The following is a 26119-nucleotide window of genomic DNA, read 5'->3' as shown; positions in this document are numbered from 1 at the left end:
GGAACGAGAGATGAGGCACAAGAGTGCGCTCTCCTTAGGGATAGTATCACTGTGCGGGCTGCTCCTCGCTTTAGCAACTGTGGGAGCACATGCTCAGTTTGCCTTTACCAACGACGACTGGACGTTAGACCGTGGCGCGCTAACGTTAGATGCCAACAACAACGGTTTGCCGTTGCGCCAAGGTTATAATAACTTCACGGACCTAGCCAATCAGCCTTTTCATGGCCTTCCGCGATGGGTATGGCCTACCGGTGTAGATCTGCTCGGTGCGCAGAATGGAAGTTCAAACCAAACGTCCAGTGTCTCTGCACTCAATCCCATCATCGTGGATAATCCTCCCGGATTTCCAGGTAATAAGGAGATTTTTGACCCTAACGTCACCCAAAATGCCCTCTCAGTATGGAACACTAACGTCTTTACCGTTCCTCCTATAGCGCAGCGGGTACCGCAGGCCGGTTTCTCTTTTGGAACCGACCCCACCGATCCTAACAACTTCGACTACGGCATCGCTACGCCTCAGCCGGTTACGATTACCTACACCGACTCGAACGGGAACACGGTGACGGCTACGGCAGACCAGCTATCCCAACTGCCCTATGTGCCTCCTCAGCTTTATAAAGCAGTAAATAACGTGCTTAATAGCGCCCAACCGGTAGCCCAGTGGACGATGGGGAACCCTATACTGCCCGCTTCCTTACAGGGGGTTACGCTGAACTATACCGTCTCTATCTGGTCACCCGGAGATGGCACGTTAGATGCAGCAGGCGTTCCGCATCCAGATCTGAAACATGCATTTGTCCGCATTAGCTGGTTTAAGACAGTTAATGGTAACGTCATCAACAATACTGGTACCCCAGGTGGGGGAGGCGTTTATGATGAGATCAATAGCCGCATCTATATGGTAGACCTCTCCGGCGGGCCAGGTTGGCGAGTGATCGGTCCTTATGCCGCCTCTAGTACTACATCGGTAACTCCAGCCGTCTTCCCTTATAACAGCAACGACCCCACCAGCCAGATCGTTGTGACGCTTTACGTGCTGACACCCGATAATCCAAACGATACGACCCTCTATCTGCATCCACCTTATGTTACCGCTGACGCCGTTGAGTTTGTCCCGCTGGGCATCGCTAACAATGGGAATAATGGGGGGGCCATCGCCCAATCACCTCTGGGCCCGATCAGCGCTCAAGGACGTATTCTTGCTCCGATCGTTGGTAGCAATAAAGTGGTTACCAACACCAATGATCCAGAGTTTGGGAAAACCGTTTACTATGTGGCACGCGAAGAGACTATAGCAAACACACCTCCTACCACGCCAGTAGACCCTACACAGACGCCGCTAACGCCCGGCAACGATGCTTACACGACATTTACCGTACCTGTGTTCTATTGTCTAAATAACGAAGATGGTATCCAAATTGTAAATGGTCAGCCGCAAGAGTTGCCCTCTAAAACCCGTGTGCGCTGGCGCTATGTGGCGCTGCCGGACGCGGGGACGGGTACCTGTACGGCCTCACCCCTACTTGCCAATGTACGATGCCGTGATGGCAAGGTTCGTCCAATGGTCTACTTTGTGACCACTGCAGCTGGAGGCTCTTTAGGACATATCTATGCGCTAGACCCAGTTGGAAACAACCCCTTTGGCCCTGACCCTGGTGACCTTTCTACCCGCACCACAACAGCCTATTGGGTCTATCCTTCCGTGCGACCCCTGTTAGGATCGGCAAATGAGCCGCCCAATGCACCTGCGCAGTGGGAGGACCCCAACTTCAGCCTTCCGGCGAATACAGGTACTTATAGTCGCGCTGGCTATCCAGCCTTCAGCTTCGGGCCGGATCAGCCTACCGATTCGGGCGGCCACTTTATCTACGATGGCGATATTATTCCCAATCCTAATACAACAGCAGCGGCCACGACGCCCTATATCGTGCGTAATGATACTTTGCTTACCATGACGGGAATGACGTGGACGCCTACGCTGGTGAACGACCCCGACAATCCGAACGGGCCTCAACTCTTGATCGTAACTGCGCAAGGCTCGGATAGCGGGCATGGACGCGTGTATGCCTTTGATGCCGGAGGTCGTGGGGATTTCGGTACGATTAATGTCAACAACCAGAATATCTTGGTTCCAGGAACCACCCAGCGAATTTGGACGTGGCCGCGCTTTGGTGCGGATACGTTCCACAGGGTGAACACACCCTCGCCAACGGGTGGCTTCAACATGGCCGATAACTTCACCGATGAGCCTGAGATCGGCTTTCTAGCGGGATCGCCCATGTACGATCCGAACTATGCCAATGGAGCTGGCGAGAATCCGTTGATAGTGGGGACCTCAGATGGCTATGTCTATGCCATACTGGCCCATCATGATGTCATCACAAATGTTAACGGCAACAAAGTAACCTATGATAATACGAAAAGGCTCTATTGGACCTATCCTTCTACGGCCGGCCCTGGATTGGGAGCTGCACCGAGCACGGTTGCCTTCTACCAGCCTACGGGCTCGAACAGTCGCTACCTCGTCTTTACTTGCGATACGCCGGATGGAGGTGGGCGAGTCTATCTGTTACCAGAAGCCACACCCAATGGGCAAACTGTACCCTTTACAAATCAATTAACATGGGTCTATCCACCCACGCCGGATCCACCGAATCCCGACCCCAATAACCCCAATGGAACAGCACCTTTTGTGCCGGGCTTTGGAGGCAATGCGCCCGTTCCGGTAAATAGCAGTCTACTTCCGCAGGGAACCCTGCCATCTGACGTGATCTATGTGGTGCAGAGCGATGGCACGGTGGATGGAATCCAGGTGGATGCCAACGGCCTGAATCCGAAGCTTTATGCCACGAATATTCCGCAATCGGGCTTCGTCTTTTCTTCACCGATCATAGCTCAACTACAGGCCGATCCATCGGAGGGGCTGTTGGACGGCACCACATTGAGCTATAATGTGCCCTATCCTTGTTTGGTCTATTCGGACGATACGGGCAACTTCTATGGTGTAGGTCTCCAAGCCTATAACGATGGTAATGGCAATATTTTCTTACCGTTAATATGGAATCCACCTACGACTTCGAGCAGCGTACGCTCTGCCGCCTCTGCCCTGATCAATAGCTATATTGTTGAGGGAGATGAGGGCGGACAGGTAACGGCCTTCACAAATGGAACCGGAAATAATGGTTTAGGAATTTTATTGCCGCCTATTGAGCTGCGTGGGGGTGGAAACGACCAGAGTTTGGTAGATATTGACATTCGCGGGGTAGACTACTTCGCACAGAACGTTTGGAACACTTTCTGGCCGAATGGGACAACAGGAACGCCCTTTAGTGCAAACGCCCTTGTAGGTCAGGTGCCGGACGGCACAAATGGCCTCGCGGTAGACTGGGGCGACCATCTCTATGTGGCAGCATGGGGAGTCTATCATGCGGAGCCACAGCAGCCTGGGTTAACGGCCTATGGCACCGCACCGCCGCGCATCACGGTGACGTTCCGAATTGATGTGCCGCGTAGCAATCGAACCATTACCGTTCAGGTCCCTGCAACTACGGCCAATGGCCAGCCTGCCGGTTGGCCAGGTGATGCGGGTGCTGGGAACCAGCAGTTTACTATCTGGGGTGATGACCCCAACAATCCGCCTGCGAACTCGCCGAACGGCGCATCTGGCCTACTGACCGGCCCCACGCACTACGTGTTCCCGTGGGTGGCCGTGGCCTCTATTCCGATTCAGCCGGATGCGAATAATCCATTAGCCCCCGGCATATCGGGCTATCGGGTTTCAGCCCGCGCTCATATCGAGCAGAATGTTGTCTACAAAAACGGAAACCAGACTATCAATTACACACCGGCCCGCTTCGATTCTCCGCTCTTTTTCGGCGGGCAACGGGATGTCAACGGAGCCGACCACGGTTACATTTTCGGCAATGTCAGTCGGGCCTTGCAAAGCTCTCCAAACAATATCGCAGCCCGTGGACGGGCACGGCGAGTCTACATTACCAACCCGTTGGCGCTCACGGTCGCCGGTACGAACCCCTCGGGTTCGGGCAGTGCCGACCAAACCGGCAATAACATTTTCAATATCATTGGTTGGGCACCGTCGGCGGATAATCCCAATATTACCATCAATAACATTGCTGAACTGTTGGGCAATGGGGCACAGACCGGTTGGATAGGTAATTTTGGGGTAAAGTCGCTCTTTGCCCCGCTCGATATGGCTGTTGATGGCAGCAGCGTACAGTATCGTGGCATAGATGCCAACGGGAATCGAGTTCCGGCGTTTTATGTGGAAGACAGAAGCGCTTACCAGTTGCTGACAGGAAGCCCACTCAACATTATCGTTCAGATGCCGTCGCTGGTTTGGTGGGGTGGGCCTAGCTCTGTGATGAACCCGTTGCCTTGGGAACAGCTCCCAGGTGATGGCACAAGCACCCCGGACTATCCGGCTATTGCGGCGACCAATGTTTCCGTTACAGGACAAAACGGTGTGGATGCCACCCGTACCGCATTGCCATTGCCGGCTCCTGTATTGCCGAGTGGTGACAATAATGTGGCCGACCGCACTCCCACCCCGGAGCAGTTGAACCTTACAGTAAATGTACCAAAGTATCAGCCAGCCAATGTAAATCGTGGCATTGTGCAGACCGCCTTCGGGAATTTCGGCGACTCGTTTACGAATGAGGCTGGGCAGGTGCTTGGTGCACTCGGTTCCCCTGTGCTCGGCCCCATTCGTACTTTCAACGATGGGCAGCCCCCGACTACACCGGGAACAGGTACTTTCCCAGCGCTAGGCTATATCGCCCAGCGGGCACAGGTGGTCGTTCAGTTACCAGGGCGTCCCTTACGTCCAGGAGTCTTCAACGGTTACAATCGTGCCGAAATCGAGGAAGCGCGCCGACAGTTCAACCTTGGCATGTGCGTGGCGCCTTCTTTCCGCCTCCACGTGGAGGGCGCTGCGCTCGATTTTGGCAACGTGCCGGCCGGTACAGGTTACTCTGCAGTAAATAACAATGGCGTGCATAGCATTCCTTTCGCGCCAACGGGCACGGCACCCTATGCCAACGCAGTCTCGCCATGGGACGATCCGAAGCAGTTTGGCGAGTTCTTCCAACCGTTCACTCTGGTGAGCGACAGCAACGTGAACCTTGTGGATTTGCGCATCGCTACACTGATAGGGCAACCCGGCTCTACATTTAGCGCCTCCTCCTTGACTCCAGGCCTCGCACCTGCGACAGGAGCTGCCGTGGCCCAAGGGCTGCAGAGCGATCAGGTTGATCAACTCTTCTCCTCGTGGCTGCTTGCACCACCCTTCGGCTCGGCAAACAGCCCTATTCCCACGCCAGGAACGGGCAACATCGGGTTCGTTTCCTCCTTCGACCATCCTTACAATAACGGTCAGGCGAATCTGAGTGACACCGACCTCTATCCGATCCCAAACCCGTTCTGGACGCCTAATAACCTGCAGCCCTATCCTACGCTGCATAAACCCTTGCCCGGAGATGCACAAGGCACGGTGGCTACAATCCCCGATGTACCGCATGGCTATGTGCCGAGTGGTAACGGCTTCACACCTCAGGCGCCCAAGCTCGGCATCACCGTGCCCCTCGGCACGCCGGTGGGAACCTATGTGGGAACGGTTGTTCCCTATGAGGACGAGATGCCGCTGCAGTGGAGAGAGTGGTTGGCTACGTCGGGAAGTAACTATGGCAGTAGTGCTTTGGCCGGCAACGACGATGATATTCTGAATACCAATCCGGTGGGGCAGGCCCTGGAGGCTTACGCGAACCCCGGTATTCAGATAAAGGTTACGGTCGTACCAAACCGCCTTACAGGGGGAACCACCCAGGGCAGCTTGAGCCAAATTGATACGGTGAACTTTGCGGCACCGAACAACTTGGAGAAATCCAGCCCGAACGCTACGTTACCCACCGGTTTTAACATGCTGCCGGCTGCCGTCCTTTATCCTGCAGCCGATAATACCAGTAGCCTCTATCTCTACTGGACTTCCGACTCGTTGCGCGGCAATACAGCCCCAGGCCCCACAAGCCCATCTGATATTCTCTATAGTTGGCTTACCATGCCCTACCTCAATCTAGGCTCGATGGGTGGAGTAGGCTACATGAGTTTTGCTCAGTTCGGCCAACCGAACCTGCAGCAGTGGTGGAATCCAACGGCGCCCTTGCTCGATCTCACCAATGCCGGTTTGCTACAGACGCTCTTCCCAACGACGGGTGACAATACCATACCTGGAACGCTGATACCGGGTACGGTGCAGTTTGCCAGTCCCACCGTAGCGACTGCTAACGATGTTGCTGCCAACGGCAATATCACCGTCGGGCCACCGGCTGACAATGAGGCCTACCTCTTCTTTGCCGGTCAGGTACAAAAACAGACCGCTCCGAATCAGGAAGTTACGGAGATGCGGTTCTTCTGGCAGCCGTTGAGCCCAACCTATCCTTACGTACCCCAAGGCACACCGAACTTCGTACCTGGAAATCCATCCGTTCCAAAGTACACTCCCGCGCCTTTACTGGTGAAATTGGCTGCCGATAGTGGGCGCAACGTTCCTGCTCAGAAGTTTCTCTATCTGTTCTACTCTGTGGGGCGCCAAGATCATACTCAAATCTACTATAACTTCAATTTAAGCACCAGTTTAAGCGGCACGCTTTCTGAAGCAGGTTGGCAGCCGGATGGAATCCTCCTGCCTACGCCTATTACCTTGGGGCAGCAGAGCCATCCCGTTCCAATCTATCGTCGTGTCTATGCACAAAATCCGTTTAATCCGAATCCCGATGTACGGGTCTTCGATGCCATTGACCTCTACTTTACTGGTGTATTGCCAGGGCGAGGGGATCATGCCGAGACTCTTATGATCCGCTATGGCATCTATCGTGGCGAGAACCTCGGTGCCAATGCTCCGGTGATGACGCCTGGTCAGCTCTTTGTGCTGCCGTTGCCGCCGGTAACCGATGAGACGTTGACGCGTGCTGGGGCGACGAACCATTTTGTTGCACGTGACGTGGGTTGGTATATAGGTTATAACAATCAACAACCGTTTAGCAATAACCCGCAACCCTACCTTTCTTTGGAACGGATTGACCAAAATGGCAACGTGCTCCAGTTGCTGGCGGGGCCTGGCACCTTTGATCCCGCGTCGCAAACCATCACCTTTAATTCGGCTCTCGGTGGGCGCATCGTGATCGACCCGCAGGCCGGCATTGTGCGCTTCCCGGACGTTCCACCGCGAAGTACGGATATTGTGCGGATAAGCTACATTCCTCAGGTCATGCGGCTTAACACGAGCCGTGATGACAGCAACCTGATTGTTGCCGACGGTTATGGCAATATCCCAACCAATCCGCTGCCGATGGCATTCCGTGCCCACCCGGCTGTAGATGCGGTCGGAATCAACACGGCTCCGGATGTATTGCTGGATCGCAGCCCGAATCCACGACAACTCCTTACTAGTCCGGTGGTGGTTTTCGCTCCTAATGGCCAGCCATTAGGAGCGAACGGGCCGGCGATGCTCACTGACAGGCTATGGCTTTTCTACCACAAGACGGATGTGGGAGGGAAGACAAAGTCGGCCATCTACTTCAAGACAATGCGTCTGATGATAACACTACCCTATCCAGTGGCAGTGGCTAAGACCGCTAGTGGCACGCAAATCGTGGGTCTGACGGTCACGGGCGCAAGAGGACCTTACGAGGTGGACTGGCAGCGAGGACGCATCTACTTTACGGAGGCGGATGAGGGCAATCAGGTGCAGGTAACCTACACCTACTACAATCCGGCTACGAATACCACGGGGAACTCCGGAACGTTGACCTATCAAGTTGCCTGGGGAGACGAGATGAGCGATACCCTTGGCAACGATGTTTACGAAGCTCCGTTGCCCGTTGATGGATCTGTCAACGAAGGACAGATCGCTGTGTTAAAAGACCCGCTGCTGAACCGCCTGTGGTTGTTCTGGACAAGCACTCGCGCGGGCACAACTGATCTCTATATGGCTGCTTTTGCGCCCAAACTCTATCCAGATCTCGTTGGACAGTAAGCTGCTCCAGTCTCGACACCCTCACTATGTAGGGCGACCCAGCGGGTCGCCCTACATGACCGTTCTCCCTTGACATGTCTTTCTTTTATTTCTCTGGCGCTAGCAGCCAACTATTCTAGGTTGGTGGCTTCGTTGCCAAAATAAGCGGGGAAGCTGCCGGTACATCCAAGGAACGTACGTGCTGAAAGCCGACCTCTTCAAGCCAACGTCTGATCTCGTTAAAAGAGTAAGTGTCGCCTTGCTCGGTATGCACAAGCATGTTAACAGCGAAAATGAGTGCGTGGGGAGGACTGGTGCGGTCTTCGTTCACAAGAAATTCGGCGATGGCAATGGTACCTCCTGGAGCAAGCGCCTGATAGGTCTTTGCCAGCAGTTCACGACTGCGCATTTCGCCTTCGCTGTGCAGAATGTGCCCCAGAATGGCTATCTGATGGTCTTTCCCAAAATCGGCCGTATGCATATCTCCCCCAACTAATCGAAAGCGATCGGTTAGTCCAAAACGCGAAAGCATCCGACGGGTGACCGTTAGGACCTGAGGAAAGTCTACAACTGTAGCCCACACTTGGGGAGACTTCATGGCAAGGCAGATGCTCCATACGCCCGACCCTGCGGCAACGTCGAGTACAGAGTAGGGAGCGCTGAGTTGCGGAAGACACAGCGATTCGGCAAGCGCGTTAGCAGCACCGGAGTTAAGTGGAAAGAGCGCTTCAACGAACTTTTCAAAAAAAGCAGTTCCGTTGTCGGTCTGGTCAAGACTCACGATGGGCTTTCCACTTCGCACGATCTCGGCCAACCCCAGCCAGTTCGGAATGAGCTGTTCGTAGGTATGGCGAAACAGCTCGCCGTAGTAGGACGGGCTTTTTCGCACAAGGAAGGCGGCGCTTTCTGGGGTGAGTAGATAATGGCCTGCTGTGTCTTTTGCTAACAGACCAAGGCCGACCAAAGCGTTTAACAGCGCCTTCAGTCCACGAACGGAGGCGCCTGTTTTTGCGTGGATCCGGTCAATGGTCAGTGGGCCTGCGGCTAGCTCCTCAAAGACATTGTTGCGAAGCCCCGCATAGATGATCATGGGAGCTGCATGCCCCCACATAAGTTGAAGGATTCGTTCGGGGCTAACGGGTTGTTGTGTCTCCGAAGTCATAGATTATAACTCCTCCTTTACCGGACTGAATTTTGCTTTGATCGGAGATCTGGCTGCCCGGTTTTTTGAGATTAGACCGCCTCTGCCTAGCTTCTGGTTCCACCACGACGGCATTAAGGAAATTAACTTTGCACAGATCTCGCGATTGAGCAAGAACTCCCTGACTTGAACTTTAGGCAGAATGTCAAAGTTTACCGTTACCATGCACGAAGAATCAAGGAGAGCATTACCGACACAGGGTAAACTTATCACGAAGAACTCAAATTTTGGAGAGATACAACGACATCATGGTGAAGAGTAGGCATTTTCTATGTCTGCTGATCTGCTGGACTGCGATCGGTGCGGGAAAGGGGTTGCCACAAACTCTCGATTCCTATTCTCCTGTTGCCAAATGGCAGCGAAATGCGTTGGCTGCCACACTAGTGTCTGTTGTAAAGGCCATTATAGCACAACAGCGATCGGATGGTGCCCTCGTCATGGGCGATCGGCCTCCCTATCGCCTCTCACCCTACGTAGCAAATTACGCGGCGATGGGGCTGCTCGATGCCTATAGGATAACCCATGATCCTGGTCTCCTTCAGGCCGTAAAGCGATGGCAAGAGTGGTATATAGCCCATATGAACGCGGATGGCACGATCTACGACTATTCGGGGGATATAGGCGCTTGGCGTTCCACCAACGATTACGACTCAACCGACGCCTATGCCGCCACGTTTATGGAGTTAGCCTGGAAGTATCTACAGGTTGCTAAAGACCCCTCTTGGGAGCAAAAACTCCTGGCCGTGCTTCCTAAGCTCGCAAACAGCGTCTGCTTGACGCTGCAAACGAACGGGCTCACTATGGCAAAGCCACGCTATCCAGCCATGTATACTATGGATAACGTGGAGGTCTATAAAGGGTGGGTAGCTGCCGCTGAGTTCGCGCAAAAAATGCATCGTCCGCAGTTGGCACGCCTCTATAGACATCGAGCCCGTTCGACGCTAGAGGCCATTAACACGCTGCTTTGGATATCTGACAGTAGGGGTCGGGGCCATTTTCTTGTTGGACGCCAGGCCGACGGAGTCGGCATCGAGGTAAAACAGCCCATGGTATGGTACCCCGATCAGATGGCACAGCTTATGGCGATCGCCTGGCTGCCAAAAACGAATGAGACCCGTGCGCTCTACTTCGCTTTGCGTAAACAAGCGCTCTATTTGCCCTCCAAGTTAATGACGGAGGACGAACTCGGACGTGTGGTATGGTGGGCTTTAGCTGCAGAAACAGTGGGCGATAAGCCAACGGTATCGCGCATCTTGCAGTTACTGATGGCTGCCCCTAAAACCCTTTCTACCGTGATAGATATAGGACTAGAAGGCCATGTTTGCGACATTCTTGCCCACGCGCTCACCTCAGGCTATTGAGCTTTGATACAAGCAGTGTCCCGAAAAAGATCGCTGCCAGTTTGGCACACGATTCGATGCCCGTCTCTCTCCATCGAATAAACGAAGAATCTCCTCTATGCCGCTTTTTGCGAGCATATTAGCTTGTTAGAGAGACCTCAAGCAAGCTTACCGTTCTTCTTGAGAGGAATCGGGCGCACTAGCCCGAACGAGAGTGTTCGAATCGGCTTCTGCGGCCGTTTGCAACTTGATGATTCGAATGCCATTGGTAGGAATAAGGAGACGCTCGCCGTTCGCTTTTACTAGCTCCACCCAGTGGGCATCTAGATAGGTTAAGGCGCCACTGTCGGAGTAACTCGTGTGATAGTAGACGGTCACTGTGCTATTTAGGTACCTTTGGAGAGGATGCGACTGAGCGGGGTTTTGCATGGGTATGTTCCTTTTCATTGAGGTGTTAGAGAGGGCCAGGTTGCGAATTCGCGTAGAAAGCTGACCACCTGTTCGGCGACGGCCTGAAAGAGCGCCTCACCCTTTTCTTGGGTAGCCAATTCCGGGTGACCAAAGGCACCGGTTTGGCTCAGTTGGTCGAAAGCACGAGGCACATCCACGCGGCTAGGGCTTGAGAAATCTGGGCAATAGAAGGCCGATTCAAAAGGGATGTTGGCACCGGTGGCGAGCTCACGACGTACCAGTTCGGGACGAAGGCAAAGGATCATGCTGGTCTCTTGTTCACAGGCATGGCTCACCACAAGTTGCTGGAGCTCTGGCACAGCCGCAACCGCGTCGGCAGCGAGCGTCCACCAGGTTCCTAGGGCGATCCACAGATCGGTGAGGTCCTTATGTCGCATCTGAGCGCGATAGATGGCCATGCGTCCCGGTGTGATGTTGCCTCCATGGGCATTGAGGAGAAAGATCTTTCGGAAGCCCGATCCGATAAGGCTTTCGATCATATCGCAGAGGAGAGCGACGTAGAGTTCGTTGCTGACGCTAATGGTGCCCGGAAAGGCGCGATGATGATCGGAAGCGCCCACCCAGAGCACTGGTAGAAAAAGAACCGCATCGCCAAGGGCGGCTTCGGCGCGGCGAGCAATTTCGGTGCAGATGAGCGTATCGGTAAGCAAAGGGAGATGGTGCCCATGCTGTTCGAAAGAACCAAGGGGCAACACAACCACCTTATCGGCCAGCTCATGGGCTTCGGGCCAACTCTTTTCGCCAAGCTGCATTTTCGGTGTGCACTCCTAGTTTGTAGGCTTCTCTTCCCTAAATTGTACCGACTTCCAGGCGGAGAACAAGGGTTTCAGCTTGTTTCTTTGGTATTTTCCAGTGGAGGTAACCGGAAAGGTCTCGCCGAAGACGACCACTTTGGGGCATTTTTCGAAAGGCAATCGCTTTCTACAGGCAGCTATAATGGCCTCTTCGGTGAGATCGCTGCCCTCTTCACGTTGTACATAGGCACCGATCTCCTCTCCATAGTAGTCGTTCTCAAAGCCTACAGCCATGGCAGCACGCACTCCCGGAATCGCGTTAAGAACCTCATCTATGTCGAAGGGAGAGTAGTTCACCCCACCGCGAATGATCAGCTCTTTGATGCGGCCGGTAATAAAGAAGTAGGGATTACCATCTTGACCAACCAGATAAAACCCCTCATCACCCGAACGGAACCATCCGTGGGCGAAGGTATCGCGGTTGGCCTCCGGGCGGGCGTAGTAACAGCGCATGACGTTGTGCCCTCGAATGACGATCTCTCCCCGCTCGCCGGGTGGAAGAGGGTTGCCGTTAGCATCATGAATAGCCATCTCATTTACCGGAAGTGGGCAGCCGATAGAGGGGAAGCCGCATTCGGTGAGCCAATAGCGGCGTGTTGGTTCATCGAGAGAAATAGGCAAAAAGCAGGAGTAACAAGTCGTTTCTGATAGGCCATAACCGTGAATGAGCGGGATACGAAACTGGGTTTCAAAGCGACGCGCCAGCTCGGTGGTGAGAGGGCCAGCCCCACAAAGGATATGACGGAAGCGAGACAGATTGTATTGGGTTATATCGTCGTTACGCTCACAGAGAAAGGCTAGTACGGTGGGTACCACACTACTCCAGGTGCACCGTTCCGTTTCGATCGTTTTCCAGAAGGATTGCGCGTAAAACCGCCGGTTCAACACGACGCTGCCGCCTGAATAGAGCGGCGTTAAAAGGGTCACTACGGTTCCGTTTACATGATGGATAGGAAGCACATTGATGGCCCGATCGTCAGGGTCGAAGCGGTTCCATTCGGCGATGCTGCAAGCATCCGCCAGAAGATTAGCGTGGTCGAGAATAACGCCCTTAGGTGGCCCCGTGGTGCCCGAAGTATAGACGATCAGCGCCTCCGTGTCGGGGCATAGGCTTGGCAAGGAGGGAGGTGCTGTATAGTTGTCGAGCAGTTGTTCAAAGTAAGGTACGCCGTTACGGCCGTTGCTGCTGCCGGTTGCGATGAGGGAATGAGAAACGGCATTCGAAGACCACAGCTGTTGTGCCCGAGAAAGCTGATCGTCAAAGGCAAAGACCACCCTCACTTTTGCATTGGAGAGGATGTAGCCAAGCTGTTGGTCCTCTGAACCGATGTTGAGCGGAACGACCGTAGCTCCGAGAAGCCAAGCGCCGAAATAGATGAACACGGTGCGTGGATCGTTGGCCATGAGGGTTGCGACGCGATGTCCCTCGGTAACACCTAGGCTCTGTAAAAGGGAAGCAACCTGCGAGGCTCGTTGTAGAAATTCCGCGTAGGTATAAGAGACTACCGGCCCGCTCTCATCATAAAAGGTCAGGTAGCATGCTGTTGGATGGGCCTGCGTCTGCACTTGCAGAAGCTGACCAACGCTTTCAAATGGCGTGTAGCGCTGCTCCCAAGGCCGATTTGATAGAGAGCGGGCATGATAGATAAGAGGACGTGTTTCGGGAAAGACGCTTTCTTCTTCCTCTACGTGCATCGCACATTCTCCTCGCTTTCGTTTGCCTCGTTGCACGCGAAAGCTGTTATAAGTAGCTTCATCTTTTAAAACGCGATTCCTGCTTGACTTGTTATCTAGCAAGAGAGGGACGTTTAATTTCTGGCTATCTTTCCCTAAGAACCGACATTTCTCACAAAGTAAGAATAGCAGTTCTACGTCATCCTTACAACCCCCCACATCCTTTCTTAAAAAGAGAAGTGAACCCCGAATCTAGTCGCTTTGGGAGGGCACACAAGGTGGTACGCCAAGGCGCCGTAAGAGCCAAACCATGGGGCACCAGTTTGTAAAGGCTGATTGGAGCAGATTAAGCCCTACAAACGCCGTGAAGGCGTAAAACCAGGGGCTTACCCAATAGCCCAAGGCGACGCTTAGTGTTACAAATGTGCCTGCGATAAGGCGAAGCCATCGTTCAACAGTCATCGTCACGTTTCTCCTTCTGTATTAGAGTGAATGAATTCCTGCAGGTGAAGCGGCTTCTACGGCCTCACCTTCGGATTCGAGATCGGGCCGACCGAAGGGAGCAAATCGGTCTAAATCCCGATTTCGGCGACGTACCAAGTAATAGAGCACGGGAACCGCCAAGCGTGAGAGAAGTGTTGAAGCGATCTCGCCGGCCATGAGAGAGATGGCCAGCCCTTGAAAGATCGGATCGAAGAGGATGACAAATGAGCCGACGATAACCGCTGCTGCTGTTAGAAGCATCGGGCGAAAACGGGTGGCGCCAGCATCAATAACGGCCTCTTCTAGGGGAAAGCCTTGGCGTAGACGTAACTCAATGAAGTCCACTAGGATAATGGAGTTGCGCACGATGATACCGGCACCCGCGATGAAACCGATCATGGAAGTGGCCGTGAAAAACGCCCCAAGCAACGCGTGGGCCGGCAGGATGCCTACAAGCGTAAGGGGTATCGGCGCCATGATGACAAAAGGCGTGATGAAAGATCGGAACCACCCCACGATCAGAATGTAGATGAGAACTAAAACAACGGCAAACGCAAGCCCAAGATCACGAAAGACCTCATAGGTGATCTGCCATTCACCGTCCCACTTCATAGAGAGACGATTGGTGTTGTTCGGCTGTCGAATGCTGAGTATGTGGAGGTGCGTGCCGTCAGGCATCCGCAGTTGAGACAACTTTTTATTCATCGCCAAAATGGCATAAACTGGGCTTTCCAGTCGTCCAGTGACATCGCCTGTTACATAGACCACAGGTAGCAGGTTTTTATGGTAGATCGACTCGTCCGCAGGTACCTCCACCGTGCGCACTAGCTCGCTCAGCGGCACACTGCGCCCGTCCTGGGTGGGAACGTAGAGATTTTGCAGGCGGTTCAGGCCGCTCCGATCTGCACGAGGCAGCTGCAGCCAGATGGGCACATCCTCTCTGGCTTCCGGATCGTGTGCCAATCCAACGGGCTCTCCATGCAGAGCCATTGTCAATTCGTTGACGGCCGTCTGCACGTCCACATGGGCTAATGCCGCCTTCTGTCGGTCTACCACCATCTGATAGGTTGGTTGTGCATCGTCGTGGTACCAGTCCACATCGGTAACATCCGGGGTCTGTTCAAACACCCGTTTCACCTCTCGGGCCACGGCCGTCCGGGCGGCATCGGTTGGGCCGTAGACCTCAGCCACCAGGGTTTCAAGTACGGGTGGGCCAGGGGGAACTTCGGCGACCTTCAGTCGCACTCCCCATGCTTTTGCAATGCGGGCTAGTGCGGGACGAATGCGTTTCACTATATCATGGCTTTGTAGCGTTCGATGCTGTTTATCTACGAGATTCACTTGGATATCGGCTTGGTAGGCTGCTTTTCTCAGATAGTAGTGTCGAACAAGGCCGTTGAAGTTGTAGGGACTGGCGGTGCCCACGTACAGTTCGTAGTTTGCCACCTCCGGCACGGTAGCGATGTAGTCGGCTAGTGCTTTTGTAGCCGCCGTTGTCTGCTCCAGAGTGGTGCCATTCGGCATATCTACAATCAACTGGAACTCGTTCTTGTTGTCGAAAGGCAACATCTTTACCACCACCAGCTTCAGAGCGATAAGCGACATCGCACCGAGTAATAGAATGATCACGCCACCAAAGAAGAGGCGACGTGCTTTCGGTGAATGGATCAGCGGCTTCATCACTCGCCGATAAAGCCGAGTTGTCCAATCATCCGGTGCCTTTTCCGAGTGGTCGCTCGGCGGAGTGGTGGGTTGAGTATGCTGATGGTGTCTGCCGAGGACAACATTAGTGGCCCATGGCGTAACGATAAAGGCCACGGCAAGTGAGAATAACATGGCAGCCGAAGCCCCTACCGGGATGGGGCGCATGTAGGGTCCCATGAGACCGCGGACGAAAGCCATCGGCAAAATGGCGGCAATAACGGCAAACGTAGCGAGAATGGTTGGGTTGCCAACCTCATCTACGGCACGAATCGCCACGTCTCTTAAGGAGAAGGGTTTGCCCTGCTCCATACGAAAGTGCCGAACCATGTTTTCTACCACTACAATGGCATCGTCCACAAGAATACCGATCGAAAAGATCAGGGCAAATAGGGTAATGCGGTTCAACGTATAGCCATAGAGGTAGAAGATGAACAGAGTGAGAGCAAGCGTTACCGGAATGGCAATCCCAACGATCAGCGACTCGCGCCATCCCAAAGCCAACGCTATCAACAGCATCACTGAGACCACGGCGATCATCATGTGAAAAAGAAGCTCCATCGCCTTCTCATTGGCTGTAGCACCATAGTCGCGTGTAACCGTGATGTGCACGTCAGAGGGCACGATAACCCCTTTTAGGGTGTTCACTTTGTTCATAACCCGCCTTACCACATCTACCGCGTTGGTACCGGGCAGCTTTGATATGGCCAGTGTAACGGCCTCTTGAAGAGGGGTGGTTTTCTTGCCTGTGGCCGGCCCGTAGCCGAAAAAGACATAGTTCTGCGGCTCCGCAGGCCCTTCGACCACTTGGGCTACATCTCGCACGAAGATGGGACGCCCTCCAACACTACGCACTACCACGTCCTGCACATCTTCGGCGTTGCGAAGGAAGTTGCCTGTTCGCAACAATATTTGGGCGTTATTCTTGTCAAAAGATCCGGATTGCTGTTGTGCGTTGGCTCCTTCAAGCGCACTAGCCACATCAAGAGGAGTCAGGCCGTAGGCCGCTAGCCGCGCGGGCTTCAAAATAACCCTTACCTGGCGTGGCTCTCCGCCGATGATGTCTACGTTGGAGACGTCAGGCACCTGCTTTATGGCATCCCGAAGTCGTTCGGCAAGCTGGCGAAGCGTGTAGTAATTGTAGTTTGCACCGTGTAGCGTCAGCGCTAAAATGGGTACATCGTCAATGGAGCGCATCTTTAAGATGGGCTTTGACGCGCCGGGCGGTAGACTATCTTCATGTGCTTGCAGCTTTTCCTCCAAACGCACAAGGCTCTGTTCTGGATCCTCTCCCACGTAGAAACGCACGATGATCAAAGACTGCCCTGGGCTTGAGGTAGAATAGATGTATTCTACGCCGGGGACATCGTGAATCACCCGTTCCAACGGGTTTGTGACGCGTTGTTCGACCTCTTTCGCCGTTGCTCCTGGCATCTGAACCAACACATCAATCATCGGAACATGAATTTGAGGCTCCTCCTCTCTTGGTGTGCGAATTACGGCGATGAGGCCTAAGAGCAACGATGCTAGAATAATGAGTGGCGTCAGCTTGGAAGAGACAAAAGCCGCAGCTAACCTGCCAGCTAGCCCTAGATGCGAATGAGCCGATCTGCCCAAATGATGCGGCGTATGTCCCCCTTTTGGCTCTCCTGTGGGCTCGTAGGTATGTTCGGTATGATGATCGGCCATTTGTTTACCTGCCCTCCTCTGTAGGTCTTATTTGCATGCCATCCTGCAGTTTTGGAGATGAGATATCAGCGACAATGCGCTCTCCTGGATTAAGTCCCGAAAGCACCTCAAGGCTCTTTCCGTAAGCAGATCCTAGCGTCACCAGTCGGAGATGGATCACGTTCTGCGAGTCGACGACATAGACGTAGTGCAGTCCTTCACGCTCCATAACGGCGCTGGCAGGTACAAGCAGACGTCGTTCGGCTCCGATGGGGAGTTTCACACGACCGAACATGCCCGTTCGAACATCCCTCTCTGCAGGCAGCAACACTTTCACGATAAAAGTGTGGCTGCTAGGGTCACCCTGGGGCGCGATCTCGGTTACGATGCCGAAGAGGTGCCTATTCCCTAAGGCATCTATCTGCACCTCCAAGGGCTTTCCTACATTAACGGCGGGCAGGGCACTTTCCGGCACGTTCAGCTCTAAGCGATACTGTGTGCCCTCTTCACGAAGGATGGGGACACCGGGCATAGCCATGGCACCGACATCCGCTAGCTTCTGAGTGATCACGCCATCGAAAGGCGCGCGTAGGACTGCATAGCTGCGCGTGATACGGGCGAGCTGAAGCGCCACTCGGCTCTGCTGTAAAGTGGCAAGAGCGTTTTGCGTCTGTTCGTGCCTCACCTGCGCTTTAGCTGCGGCCGCTTCGGCCTCACGAAGGCCGGCTTCTGCCCGACGAACGGCGGACTCCGCCTGACGTACGGCCTCTGCCGCCGCCTGCTTCTCTTCAGAACGGCTTCCTTCGTTAACGAGGCTCTGTTGCTGCAGAGCGCTCTCATACTGTGCCTTGGCGACCTCATAGCGGCTTTGATAAGTATCGTACTGCTGAGCTGAGATAGCTCCTTCGTTGTAAAGCTCTGCCATGCGGTGGAGGTCACGTTCGGCAAGAACGAGTTGGGCTTTCGCTTGTGCCACTGCGAGAGCCGCCTGAGCACGCTCCTGCTTGCGTGGGCCTGTATCTACCAACTGCTGCTTTGCTTTTGCTGCTGCTAAGGCGGCCTGGGCTTCGCGCAACTGGGCCTGTGCCGCCGCAATTTGGGCATTATCTACTTTGCCTTCCATCTGTTCCGCCATTTGCGCCCCTCGATAGGCTGCCTGCGCTGCGAGAACACCGGCTTCTGCTTGAGCGATACTCGCATCGAGATCGCGGGTATCCAGAACCGCGAGCACCTCGCCCGTCGTCACATGGCTTCCTTCATGTACCGGTAACGAGAGGATGCGCGCTGTTATCTTGGGCGCAATGTCGGTCTGAACAATGGGGCTGATGTTGCCTGTTACCTCTATCGTGTCTGGCAATGTTGTTAGGGCTACCTTCTCCACAGGGGCTGTAATCGCTGTATTGCTCCTTGTAGGTTGGCTTTGTGAGGCAGTAGCCTCGGCGGAGGAGATATGTCCGTGCCAAAAAGCCATACCTACCAAACCGATGATAGGGAGCAGAACCACAAGCCCAATTTCTTTTCTCCTGTTGAGCGTTGCGCTTCGAAGCCAGGGTCGCGTCCGTTGTGTCCTCATTTTTGAACCTCTATGACCAATAAGTTGATATATATCTATATTCATATAATTTTTCTCTAAAAAATTACTTCTTATACCACTTGCGAGCGGGCAGGTAGAATAGCTACTTTTTGTGGTGACGGATACAATCGAGCAAGAGCAAAACGCTCGGATCGGCGATCCGATAGTAGACATTGGTGCCCTCTCGACGTGCGCTGAGAATGCCTTGGTCTTTAAGGATTCGCAGTTGTTGGCTCACAACGGCCTGTTCTGCCTCTGCCGCCTCCACGATCTGGCTTACGTTGCGCTCTCCGCCGGCATGTTGAAGATAGTCGAGAATGCGGAGGCGCAGTGGATGGGCAGCATTCCGAATGATCGGCGCCACACGTTGAAGCGTCTCTAGGTCAATGAGGGTTTCTTTCGTTTCTGCCTGTGTCATCTCCACTTTCCTTATATAGATACTAGCTATATAGCTATACGCCTATGTTTTGGAGGAAGTTCCTTTCAAATGAGGTCTTCCATTTGGGAAGACTTTTAGATCGTAACCCATATGCCACCGCGTTCATCGGAATTTTGGCAGGCTGTGATCAGTTTCTGGGCTGCCAAGCCATCCTCGAAGGTAGGAGATAGTGGTGACGGGGCCTTCCCGTCTTCGTGCTGGGCGACATTCGATATGAAGTCAAAGAGGCTATGAATATGAAACTGTATCCAACCGACGCTGTTCTTGGTAACGCCAAAGGCATAGGGTTTAGGGTAGCGCGAGACGCATTCGATGCGCTGAAAACCGCGCCTGCCTCCCAGCGCCTCTTCCGGCGGAGTGGCATCGTAGACATCGAGCCAGTTAGGGTCCATCAAATTGAAGCGCAAAGCGCCCTGACTTCCATGGAGTTCTAAGCGAATCTCATCCTGAGCTCCAGTCGCCAAACGAGACGCCTCCAAACTTCCATAAGCACCTCCTACCAACTGAGCCTGCACCAGCGCGATATCGTCCACATCTACTTTGCGCATCTGACCGCTCTTTACATCCAGTCTCTCTGTGATCACCGTTTGAAGGCGGGCACTAACCCGTTGAAACTCTCCAGCACGCCCTATCGGAAGCGGCGGCCCTACTAAGAATCGGACGAGGTCAAAGATGTGTGCACCTAGGTCGGCGATAGCGCCTCCGCCGCTTCGTGCTCTATCCATGCGCCAGGTGTAAGGGCGACGGGGGTCAATATAGCCTGCGTGGAGATAAGCTGCACGAAAACTGAACAGTTCGCCTAAAAATCCCGATTCGGCGAGCTGGCGCGCCCGTAGAATCGCCGGCACGAAACGATAGTTGAAGGTCATCTGCTGCACGGTGGGAACGGTGCGTGCTAAGGCGGCTATCTCTTCCGCCTCCTCTTTTGTTAGGGCGAGCGGCTTGTCGCAGTAGATATGTTTGCCTGCCTTTAGGGCGTCCCGTAAAATAGGATAGTGGAGATCGTTGGGAGCACAGACGTTGATGATCTGAATATCCTTGCGCTCTAACAAAGCCTGGTAATCGCCTGTCGCAAACAGGAATCCGGCCTGCTCTTGCGCCTTTTTCCGGCTCTCCTCGGTTGCCGTACAAACTCCCACTAAACGCAATTTAGCCGGCAGCGGATCGTAAAACAGGGGCAACGACAAGTAGGCATGTGTATGTACTTTTCCGATAAACCCGTATCCTACGATTCCAACACCGTATGTGTGCATCTTGTTCCTTTCGTTTTGTTTCTAGTTTTTGGTTTTTAGTTTCTGGCGCGTCTGCGAGACTGAACTCGTGCCTACATTTTCTAAATAAGCCTTTGATGGTCTTTTGTGGTGGGCTTCGTTCCAGCAGGAATTCTACCTTGTTGTGATAAACAATGGAGCATAGGAAGAATATACCGATGATCCAGCATGCTTGGAACCTAACCCCTCAGGAGGCTGTTCAACTTCAGAAAAAGTTAGCCGAAAAAGTGCGCGTGGAGCCTTTGGATGTCGAGAACGTTAGGCTGGTGGCTGGCTGTGACATCTCTTTTTCTGCTCATGCCTCTGCGGAGGCGCCTGTTTTTGCTGGCATTGTGGTACTTGAACGCCCTCAACTCACTCTGAAAGAGCGAGTAGGGGTTCGCACGGTTGCTTCGTTTCCCTATATTCCCGGCCTTCTCTCTTTTCGAGAATCGCCTCCTTTGCTCGAGGCTTGGGCCCGTCTCTCAACCCATCCCGATGTTCTCATTGCGGACGGGCAAGGTCTCGCCCATCCGCGCCGTTTCGGAATCGCCTGCCATCTTGGGCTTCTATTGAACATGCCGAGTATTGGGGTGGCCAAGAGTCTGCTTGTGGGGCATCATGAAGCGGTTCCAAACGATGTTGGTGCTTGGCAACCCGTTGTGGATCGCGGTGAGGTGGTTGGTGCAGCGCTTCGCCTAAAACAGAATGTCGCTCCGATCTATGTATCGGTGGGGCATCGGGTAGACCTTATGAGCGCCATACGACTTGTGCTCCAATGTAGAGGCCTCACGCGCCTGCCCGAGCCTACCCGGCAAGCGCATCTCTATGTCAATGCCCTGCGTCGGGGTGAGATACCTTTGGACTAAACAGCCCCATCTTAGTAGGTTGTAAAAGCAAGCAGGTAGAATAGGTAAACGCCCACTTCGCACCGTGCCCACAAGCCGGACAGGTGCAATGGTGGGGCGCAGGGCGCTGCGCCCGTTTTGAGAGACCAATATAGAATGACTGAGCGAAGTTCAAGGAGGCCCTCTCTGGAGTTAGTTCTCGGGCCGGCTGGCGCCGGTAAGACGCTCTATGCTGTAAGACGTTATCGGAGCGAGCCGGCCCGCACGCTTTTCATCACAGCAACCCAGGTGCAGGCGGATCGCGCCCTTATGCTACTGGAGGCGAAAGCATCACCAAACACAGTGATGTCCTTGCAAGAGTTCATTGGTCGTCTCATGGAGGGTAGTGGCGTTGAGATGGTGGGACGTTCGTTTCAGCGCTTGCTCCTTCAAGATATCATCGAAAGATGGCTCTATCAGGACGATTACCTCGCCCCCATGCGTTTTTATGACGGCTTCCTCTCTGCCATGCTCGAACAGATTCGAGAGTGGAAGCTTTCGGGGCTTTCGCCAGAAGACATACAAGCCATGGGGCCAATGGCTGTGGAGGAGACGGGAAATCCGCGCGAAGCAGATAAGTTTCTCGAACTTGCAAGGCTCTATGGGGCCTACGAGAGGTTTCTAAAGCAACATCGCCGACAGGATGCCGAGGGCATGCTGCTACTGGCAAAAGAGCGCTTGCAAGCGGGGCCCGTACGTTGGTTAGAAAGCTTCGATACCCTGATTTTAGATGGCTTTTATTCCCTCTATCCCGCCCAAAGCACCCTGCTGACGATGCTGGCGGAGCGCTTTACGCAAATGCAGTTCCTAGTGACTCTGCTCTACGATCCAGAGCGACCTCTGCTCTTTGCTTCGGCGGAGCCGACGATCCGGCGATTAAAGGCCGACTTTCAGTGCCGTGAGACGTTTCTCAACATGGCTCAGCCCCCCTTGTCGGTTGCAGATGTGTTAGCTCTGTGTCTTTTTCATGAAACGCGCTCTAAGCCTTTGGCAGATGCGAATCTAGAGCCTATTCTCCTCTTTGATGCCCCTGATGTCTATATGGAAGCGGAGATGGTGGCGCGTGCCTTTCAAAATCTGCACGACACAGGGAAGTATCAATGGAGCGATTTTGCTGTGGTGGTGCGCAATGTCCAAGCCTATGCGCCGACTCTTGTCTCCGTTTTTGAGCGTTATGGCGTTCCCATAGGTACCTTCGGAGGCGAACCCGTTGCCGAGAATCCGCTAATACGTAGCCTCATCACCTTTCTTGATATTGTACGACACGACTGGCCTCGCGATGCCGTGCTAACGTTTTTCAAGTCCTCTTATACCCAACCGTCCTATGAGGATGTGGAGCGGTTAAGGCTGCTTGCTAATGAGAAGGGAATAAGGCAAGGCAAAGAAGAGTGGGCAGCCCTGTTGCCGGATCTCGCGCCATCCTCCGCTCAACTTCTCGATACGATGTTGAATCGATCCGAGCGGTTGCTGCAGGCACAGAGCGTTCAGCATTTAGCCGAGGAGATAGAGATCCTGTTTGAGGATTTCGGTCTCAAAGAGGCTATTGAGCTCGGTGAACCTTTGCAACAGAGACGCGACCAGGAGGCTTGCCGTGTGGCTATGGAAACTCTTTACTCCATGGCCGATATGATGTATCTTACCGACCGGGAACAGATGCCTTTTGGCGATTTTGTCGAGAGGCTCATCTCGGCATGGCATAATAGTACGGTTGTAGTAGGGTTGGGAGAAGACCAGGTCTGGATTTCGGAGCCGTATGATATTCATCAAAGGCGGCCTCGTGTTGTAGCTGTAATGGGACTTTTAGAGCGCCTATTTCCGCGTCGCCTTACCGAGAACCCCTTCTTACCGGATGCTGTGCGCCGTCGGTTGTATGAACAAACAGGTCTTTACCTGGCACCACGTGAGGCGCGTGTCAATGAAGAACGCTTACTGTTCTACTTAGCGGTCACAGCCCCTTCAGAACGCCTTATTCTCTCCTACCCGCGGAGCAGTGGAGAGGCCGATACGCTTCCCTCTTTCTATCTGGAGGAGGTGAAGCAAGCGCTTGAATCTCGTCCGGAGCTGCTACATGTGATCTCACGCCGTTTGGCCGATGTGGCGCCGCGTTCGGAAGATGCCGGCTCGTGGCGTGAGCGCCTCCTGAATCTCTGTGTGCCTCTGTTCGACCCGGCGGTTTCGGAAGAGCGGAGGGCGGAGGTACAAACGGTGGTGAAGCGGTTGTGCGCCGAGAATCTGTCGGCGGTCGAGCTTTTGCATGCTGTGGCCGAATCCCGATTTCTGCCCCCACTGCCGCGTGTAGAGGAAGAGACAACGCGAACATGGATTCGTGAGAAGACAAGACGTTGTTCGCTCGCCGAGCTTGAAGTCTATGCGCTTTGTCCCTTCCGTCACTTCCTGCAGTACCGCCTACAACTGAGAGTAAACATCCAAACCAGCTTCGCTATGCTACAAGCGAAGTTGCTTCGTGATGTTTTATACCGTGCCTTCTCTGAACTATCGGTTGCCGATGGGCAGCCGCTTGAAGAAGCTCTTCTAGAAAAAGCTTTGAAGGCCGAGCTTCAAAATCTTGTTGCCGACATCTCGCCGCACCGTAAACGTCTCTTATGGCAGGGGCTGATGCGTCTCCTAAAGGCTATTGCAGATAAGGAGCAGTTTTATAGCCGGTGCTTGCCCCTTCAGCCTCTCTATTTTCGTCTGGCGTTCGGTGTACCGCATGCAAATTCGGCCATGTACGATCCGAACTCTTCGGCACAGCCACTGATAATTCCCGACCCGCAGGGTGGAGAGCCGCTTGCGCTTTATGGTGTTGTGGATCGGATAGATAGAGAAGCCAATGGCGATTTCGTTTTTTTGATGGACTACACAACCGCGCCGCCCCCGTCCTTGTCGGATATCACAAGCGGTAAGGCGATTCGATGGCCACTGATGATGCTAGCCCTAGAGCGTCTTTTTGGGATGAAGGTAGGAGGACTCTGCATTGATTTCGCAGCCCAAAACGCGCGTACTCGCCTCTTTCGTACAAGCAGGGTAGCTTTTCAGCGATTCAAGCTGATCCCAGAGCGTGAGAAAGGAGACCAAGTTCAGCCGTTAAACGACGAGCAGTATAAGGCCATGCAGCAGGCTGCCATTGAATCTGCCATCCATCATGCGAACGCCATGCGGCAGGGCTATGTGGCGGCAAGACCGGGAACCCACTGTCGTTTTTGTCCCTATTCTGACATCTGTCGCACGACGCCTCAGGGACACGATGGCGAACCGTTGTACCGGTTAGCGGGTGCATCAAGGGCAGATGATGGTTCAACAGGGGAAATGGACTCGGCATAGGAAACCGGTAGGAACGGAGCATAGCTCTAGGCTCCAGCCGCACGTATCTGCAATGGCTTTGCAGATGGTGAGGCCGAGTCCATTACCGCCGGTGGCCGTGTTTCGGGAACTATCGGGCCGATAGAAAGGTTCCGTAAGACGCTCCAACTCGCTTGGGGCGAGAGGGGTGCACTCGTTGAAAATCTCCAGATCGGTGCCTGGGGTAGAGGACTTTAAGGCGATGCGTACCTGACCACCTTCTTTGGCGTATTTAAGTGCGTTTTCCACCAAGTTTCTTACCAGCATCTCGGCGTGGTTGGTAGGGGCTATAATCTCAAGGAATGGCGGAAATTCTGTATGGAGTTGAAGATGGCGTTTGGCCGCCAAAGAGGCATAATGGACAAGTTGGCGTTCGCAGATTTCCACAAGGTCTAGGGCCTCGCTGGAGGGGGTAGGAGCCATCTCAATACGGTTTAATAGAAGGAGATCACGAACAAGCGCGGCGAGCCGGCGTGTTTGAGCGAGTGCCTCCTCTACGTAGACACGATATTCTGTTTCACTGCGTGGGCGCTGTAGGGCCAGTTCTAGATGGCCGTAAAGCGCTTGGAGAGGCGTTCGCAGCTCATGAGAGACAGCAGCATAGAAACGCCCACGGGCTGCCGCCGATTCGGCAAGGCGGTCGAGTAGGCCGTTGAGAGTGACCACAAGCTCGACGATCTCAACGTCCTTCGAAGGAGCTGTGAGATGAACGCGCATACGTTCCACCGATGCCGAGCGTGCTTGCCCCGCCAAACGGCCGATAGGCGAGAGCGTACGGCCTACCAAAAGCCAAGCACCACCGGTTACTGTAAAGAAAATAAAAAGACTTAACACAATTAATGTTATCTCTAAACGCTCTTGAGATCGTTCGTGTTTAAGCCAGGGCAGCCCAATGACAATGGTACCGGAGCCAAAGCGAAACGACGTTCCTCGCCAATCATCTCTATCCCCCCAAGGCCAAACCGGCATTTGCGAGGTGGACGACCACACAAGTTTGCCATGTGAATTCAGCATCTGCAAGGCGATATTCTCTTCTGTAAGGTCACGCTCCTGTTCGGTAAGCTCGTAGAGGGTGGTCTCGTTTGGCTGTAGGTGGGCGAGCTCGTGTCGTACTTTTTTCGCAGCCGTCTGGAGGAGAATGTCGGCGCTACGCTCCATGGTGATTCGAGAGTAACGGATGGTAACGTAGCAGGCAATGAGCAAAAGGATGGCTGTAGCTCCGGAAAACACCAGGGTCATGCGCCAACGCATGGAGTTAAAAAGCATG

The 26119-nt window shown here is 53.9% G+C and carries 14 protein-coding genes; 4 read left to right on the top strand and 10 right to left on the bottom strand.

The genetic code is table 11. The features are described from left to right. Positions 1-10: 10 nt before the first annotated feature. Entirely contained in the window at positions 11-8050 is an 8040-nt protein-coding gene (locus CCALI_RS05820; RefSeq protein WP_044948929.1) for a hypothetical protein, read from the top strand. A 115-nt stretch (positions 8051-8165) separates the two neighbouring features. Here CCALI_RS05820 and CCALI_RS05815 read toward each other — a convergent pair whose 3' ends face one another. After that, positions 8166-9191, bottom strand: coding sequence for a methyltransferase (locus CCALI_RS05815; RefSeq protein ID WP_016482544.1), 1026 nt, complete (start codon positions 9189-9191; stop codon positions 8166-8168). 266 nt (positions 9192-9457) lie between these two features. Here CCALI_RS05815 and CCALI_RS05810 point away from each other — a divergent pair, with 266 nt between their 5' ends. Continuing rightward, positions 9458-10591, top strand: a complete 1134-nt coding sequence (locus tag CCALI_RS05810) for a hypothetical protein (RefSeq protein WP_156415947.1) — start codon at positions 9458-9460, stop codon at positions 10589-10591. 147 nt (positions 10592-10738) lie between these two features. On the opposite strand, the gene CCALI_RS05805 is transcribed toward CCALI_RS05810, so the two are convergent. The 8 genes from CCALI_RS05805 to CCALI_RS05770 form a co-directional block, all read right to left on the bottom strand. Further along, on the bottom strand, positions 10739-10999 hold the full coding sequence (locus CCALI_RS05805; protein ID WP_016482542.1) for a hypothetical protein: 261 nt from the start codon (positions 10997-10999) through the stop codon (positions 10739-10741). Between the two features lie 14 nt (positions 11000-11013). Further along, on the bottom strand, positions 11014-11793 hold the full coding sequence (locus CCALI_RS05800; RefSeq protein WP_016482541.1) for a creatininase family protein: 780 nt from the start codon (positions 11791-11793) through the stop codon (positions 11014-11016). Between the two features lie 15 nt (positions 11794-11808). Continuing rightward, a complete protein-coding gene (locus CCALI_RS05795) occupies positions 11809-13530 on the bottom strand; it encodes a class I adenylate-forming enzyme family protein (RefSeq protein WP_016482540.1) in 1722 nt (573 codons plus the stop codon). A gap of 231 nt (positions 13531-13761) precedes the next feature. Continuing rightward, positions 13762-13971: a YgaP family membrane protein gene (locus CCALI_RS05790; protein ID WP_016482539.1), complete on the bottom strand. Its 210-nt coding sequence runs from the start codon at positions 13969-13971 to the stop codon at positions 13762-13764. Positions 13972-13992: 21 nt separating this feature from the next. After that, positions 13993-17382: an efflux RND transporter permease subunit gene (locus CCALI_RS05785; protein WP_016482538.1), complete on the bottom strand. Its 3390-nt coding sequence runs from the start codon at positions 17380-17382 to the stop codon at positions 13993-13995. 4 nt (positions 17383-17386) lie between these two features. After that, positions 17387-18865: an efflux RND transporter periplasmic adaptor subunit gene (locus tag CCALI_RS05780; RefSeq protein WP_172636631.1), complete on the bottom strand. Its 1479-nt coding sequence runs from the start codon at positions 18863-18865 to the stop codon at positions 17387-17389. A 172-nt stretch (positions 18866-19037) separates the two neighbouring features. After that, positions 19038-19352 carry an ArsR/SmtB family transcription factor gene (locus tag CCALI_RS05775; RefSeq protein WP_016482536.1) on the bottom strand — a complete coding sequence of 105 codons (315 nt, stop codon included), beginning with the start codon at positions 19350-19352 and terminating at the stop codon, positions 19038-19040. Between the two features lie 95 nt (positions 19353-19447). Further along, complete coding sequence (locus CCALI_RS05770; protein WP_016482535.1) at positions 19448-20626, bottom strand: Gfo/Idh/MocA family protein; 1179 nt, start codon at positions 20624-20626, stop codon at positions 19448-19450. A 176-nt stretch (positions 20627-20802) separates the two neighbouring features. Here CCALI_RS05770 and nfi point away from each other — a divergent pair, with 176 nt between their 5' ends. Both nfi and CCALI_RS05760 read left to right on the top strand, forming a co-directional pair. Beyond that, a complete protein-coding gene (gene nfi, locus CCALI_RS05765; RefSeq protein WP_016482534.1) occupies positions 20803-21492 on the top strand; it encodes a deoxyribonuclease V in 690 nt (229 codons plus the stop codon). 135 nt (positions 21493-21627) lie between these two features. Further along, positions 21628-24834 (top strand): PD-(D/E)XK nuclease family protein, encoded by a 3207-nt coding sequence (locus tag CCALI_RS05760; RefSeq protein WP_016482533.1) that lies wholly within the window; start codon positions 21628-21630, stop codon positions 24832-24834. Here CCALI_RS05760 and CCALI_RS05755 read toward each other — a convergent pair. Then, complete coding sequence (locus tag CCALI_RS05755; protein ID WP_016482532.1) at positions 24808-26118, bottom strand: ATP-binding protein; 1311 nt, start codon at positions 26116-26118, stop codon at positions 24808-24810. The genes CCALI_RS05760 and CCALI_RS05755 overlap by 27 nt on opposite strands. Position 26119 lies beyond the last annotated feature (1 nt).

This window comes from Chthonomonas calidirosea T49, assembly GCF_000427095.1.
Taxonomy (GTDB): Bacteria; Armatimonadota; Chthonomonadetes; order Chthonomonadales; family Chthonomonadaceae; genus Chthonomonas; species Chthonomonas calidirosea.
The sequence above is the reverse complement of the archived record's forward strand: the minus strand, read 5'-3'. Positions and strand labels throughout refer to the sequence as shown.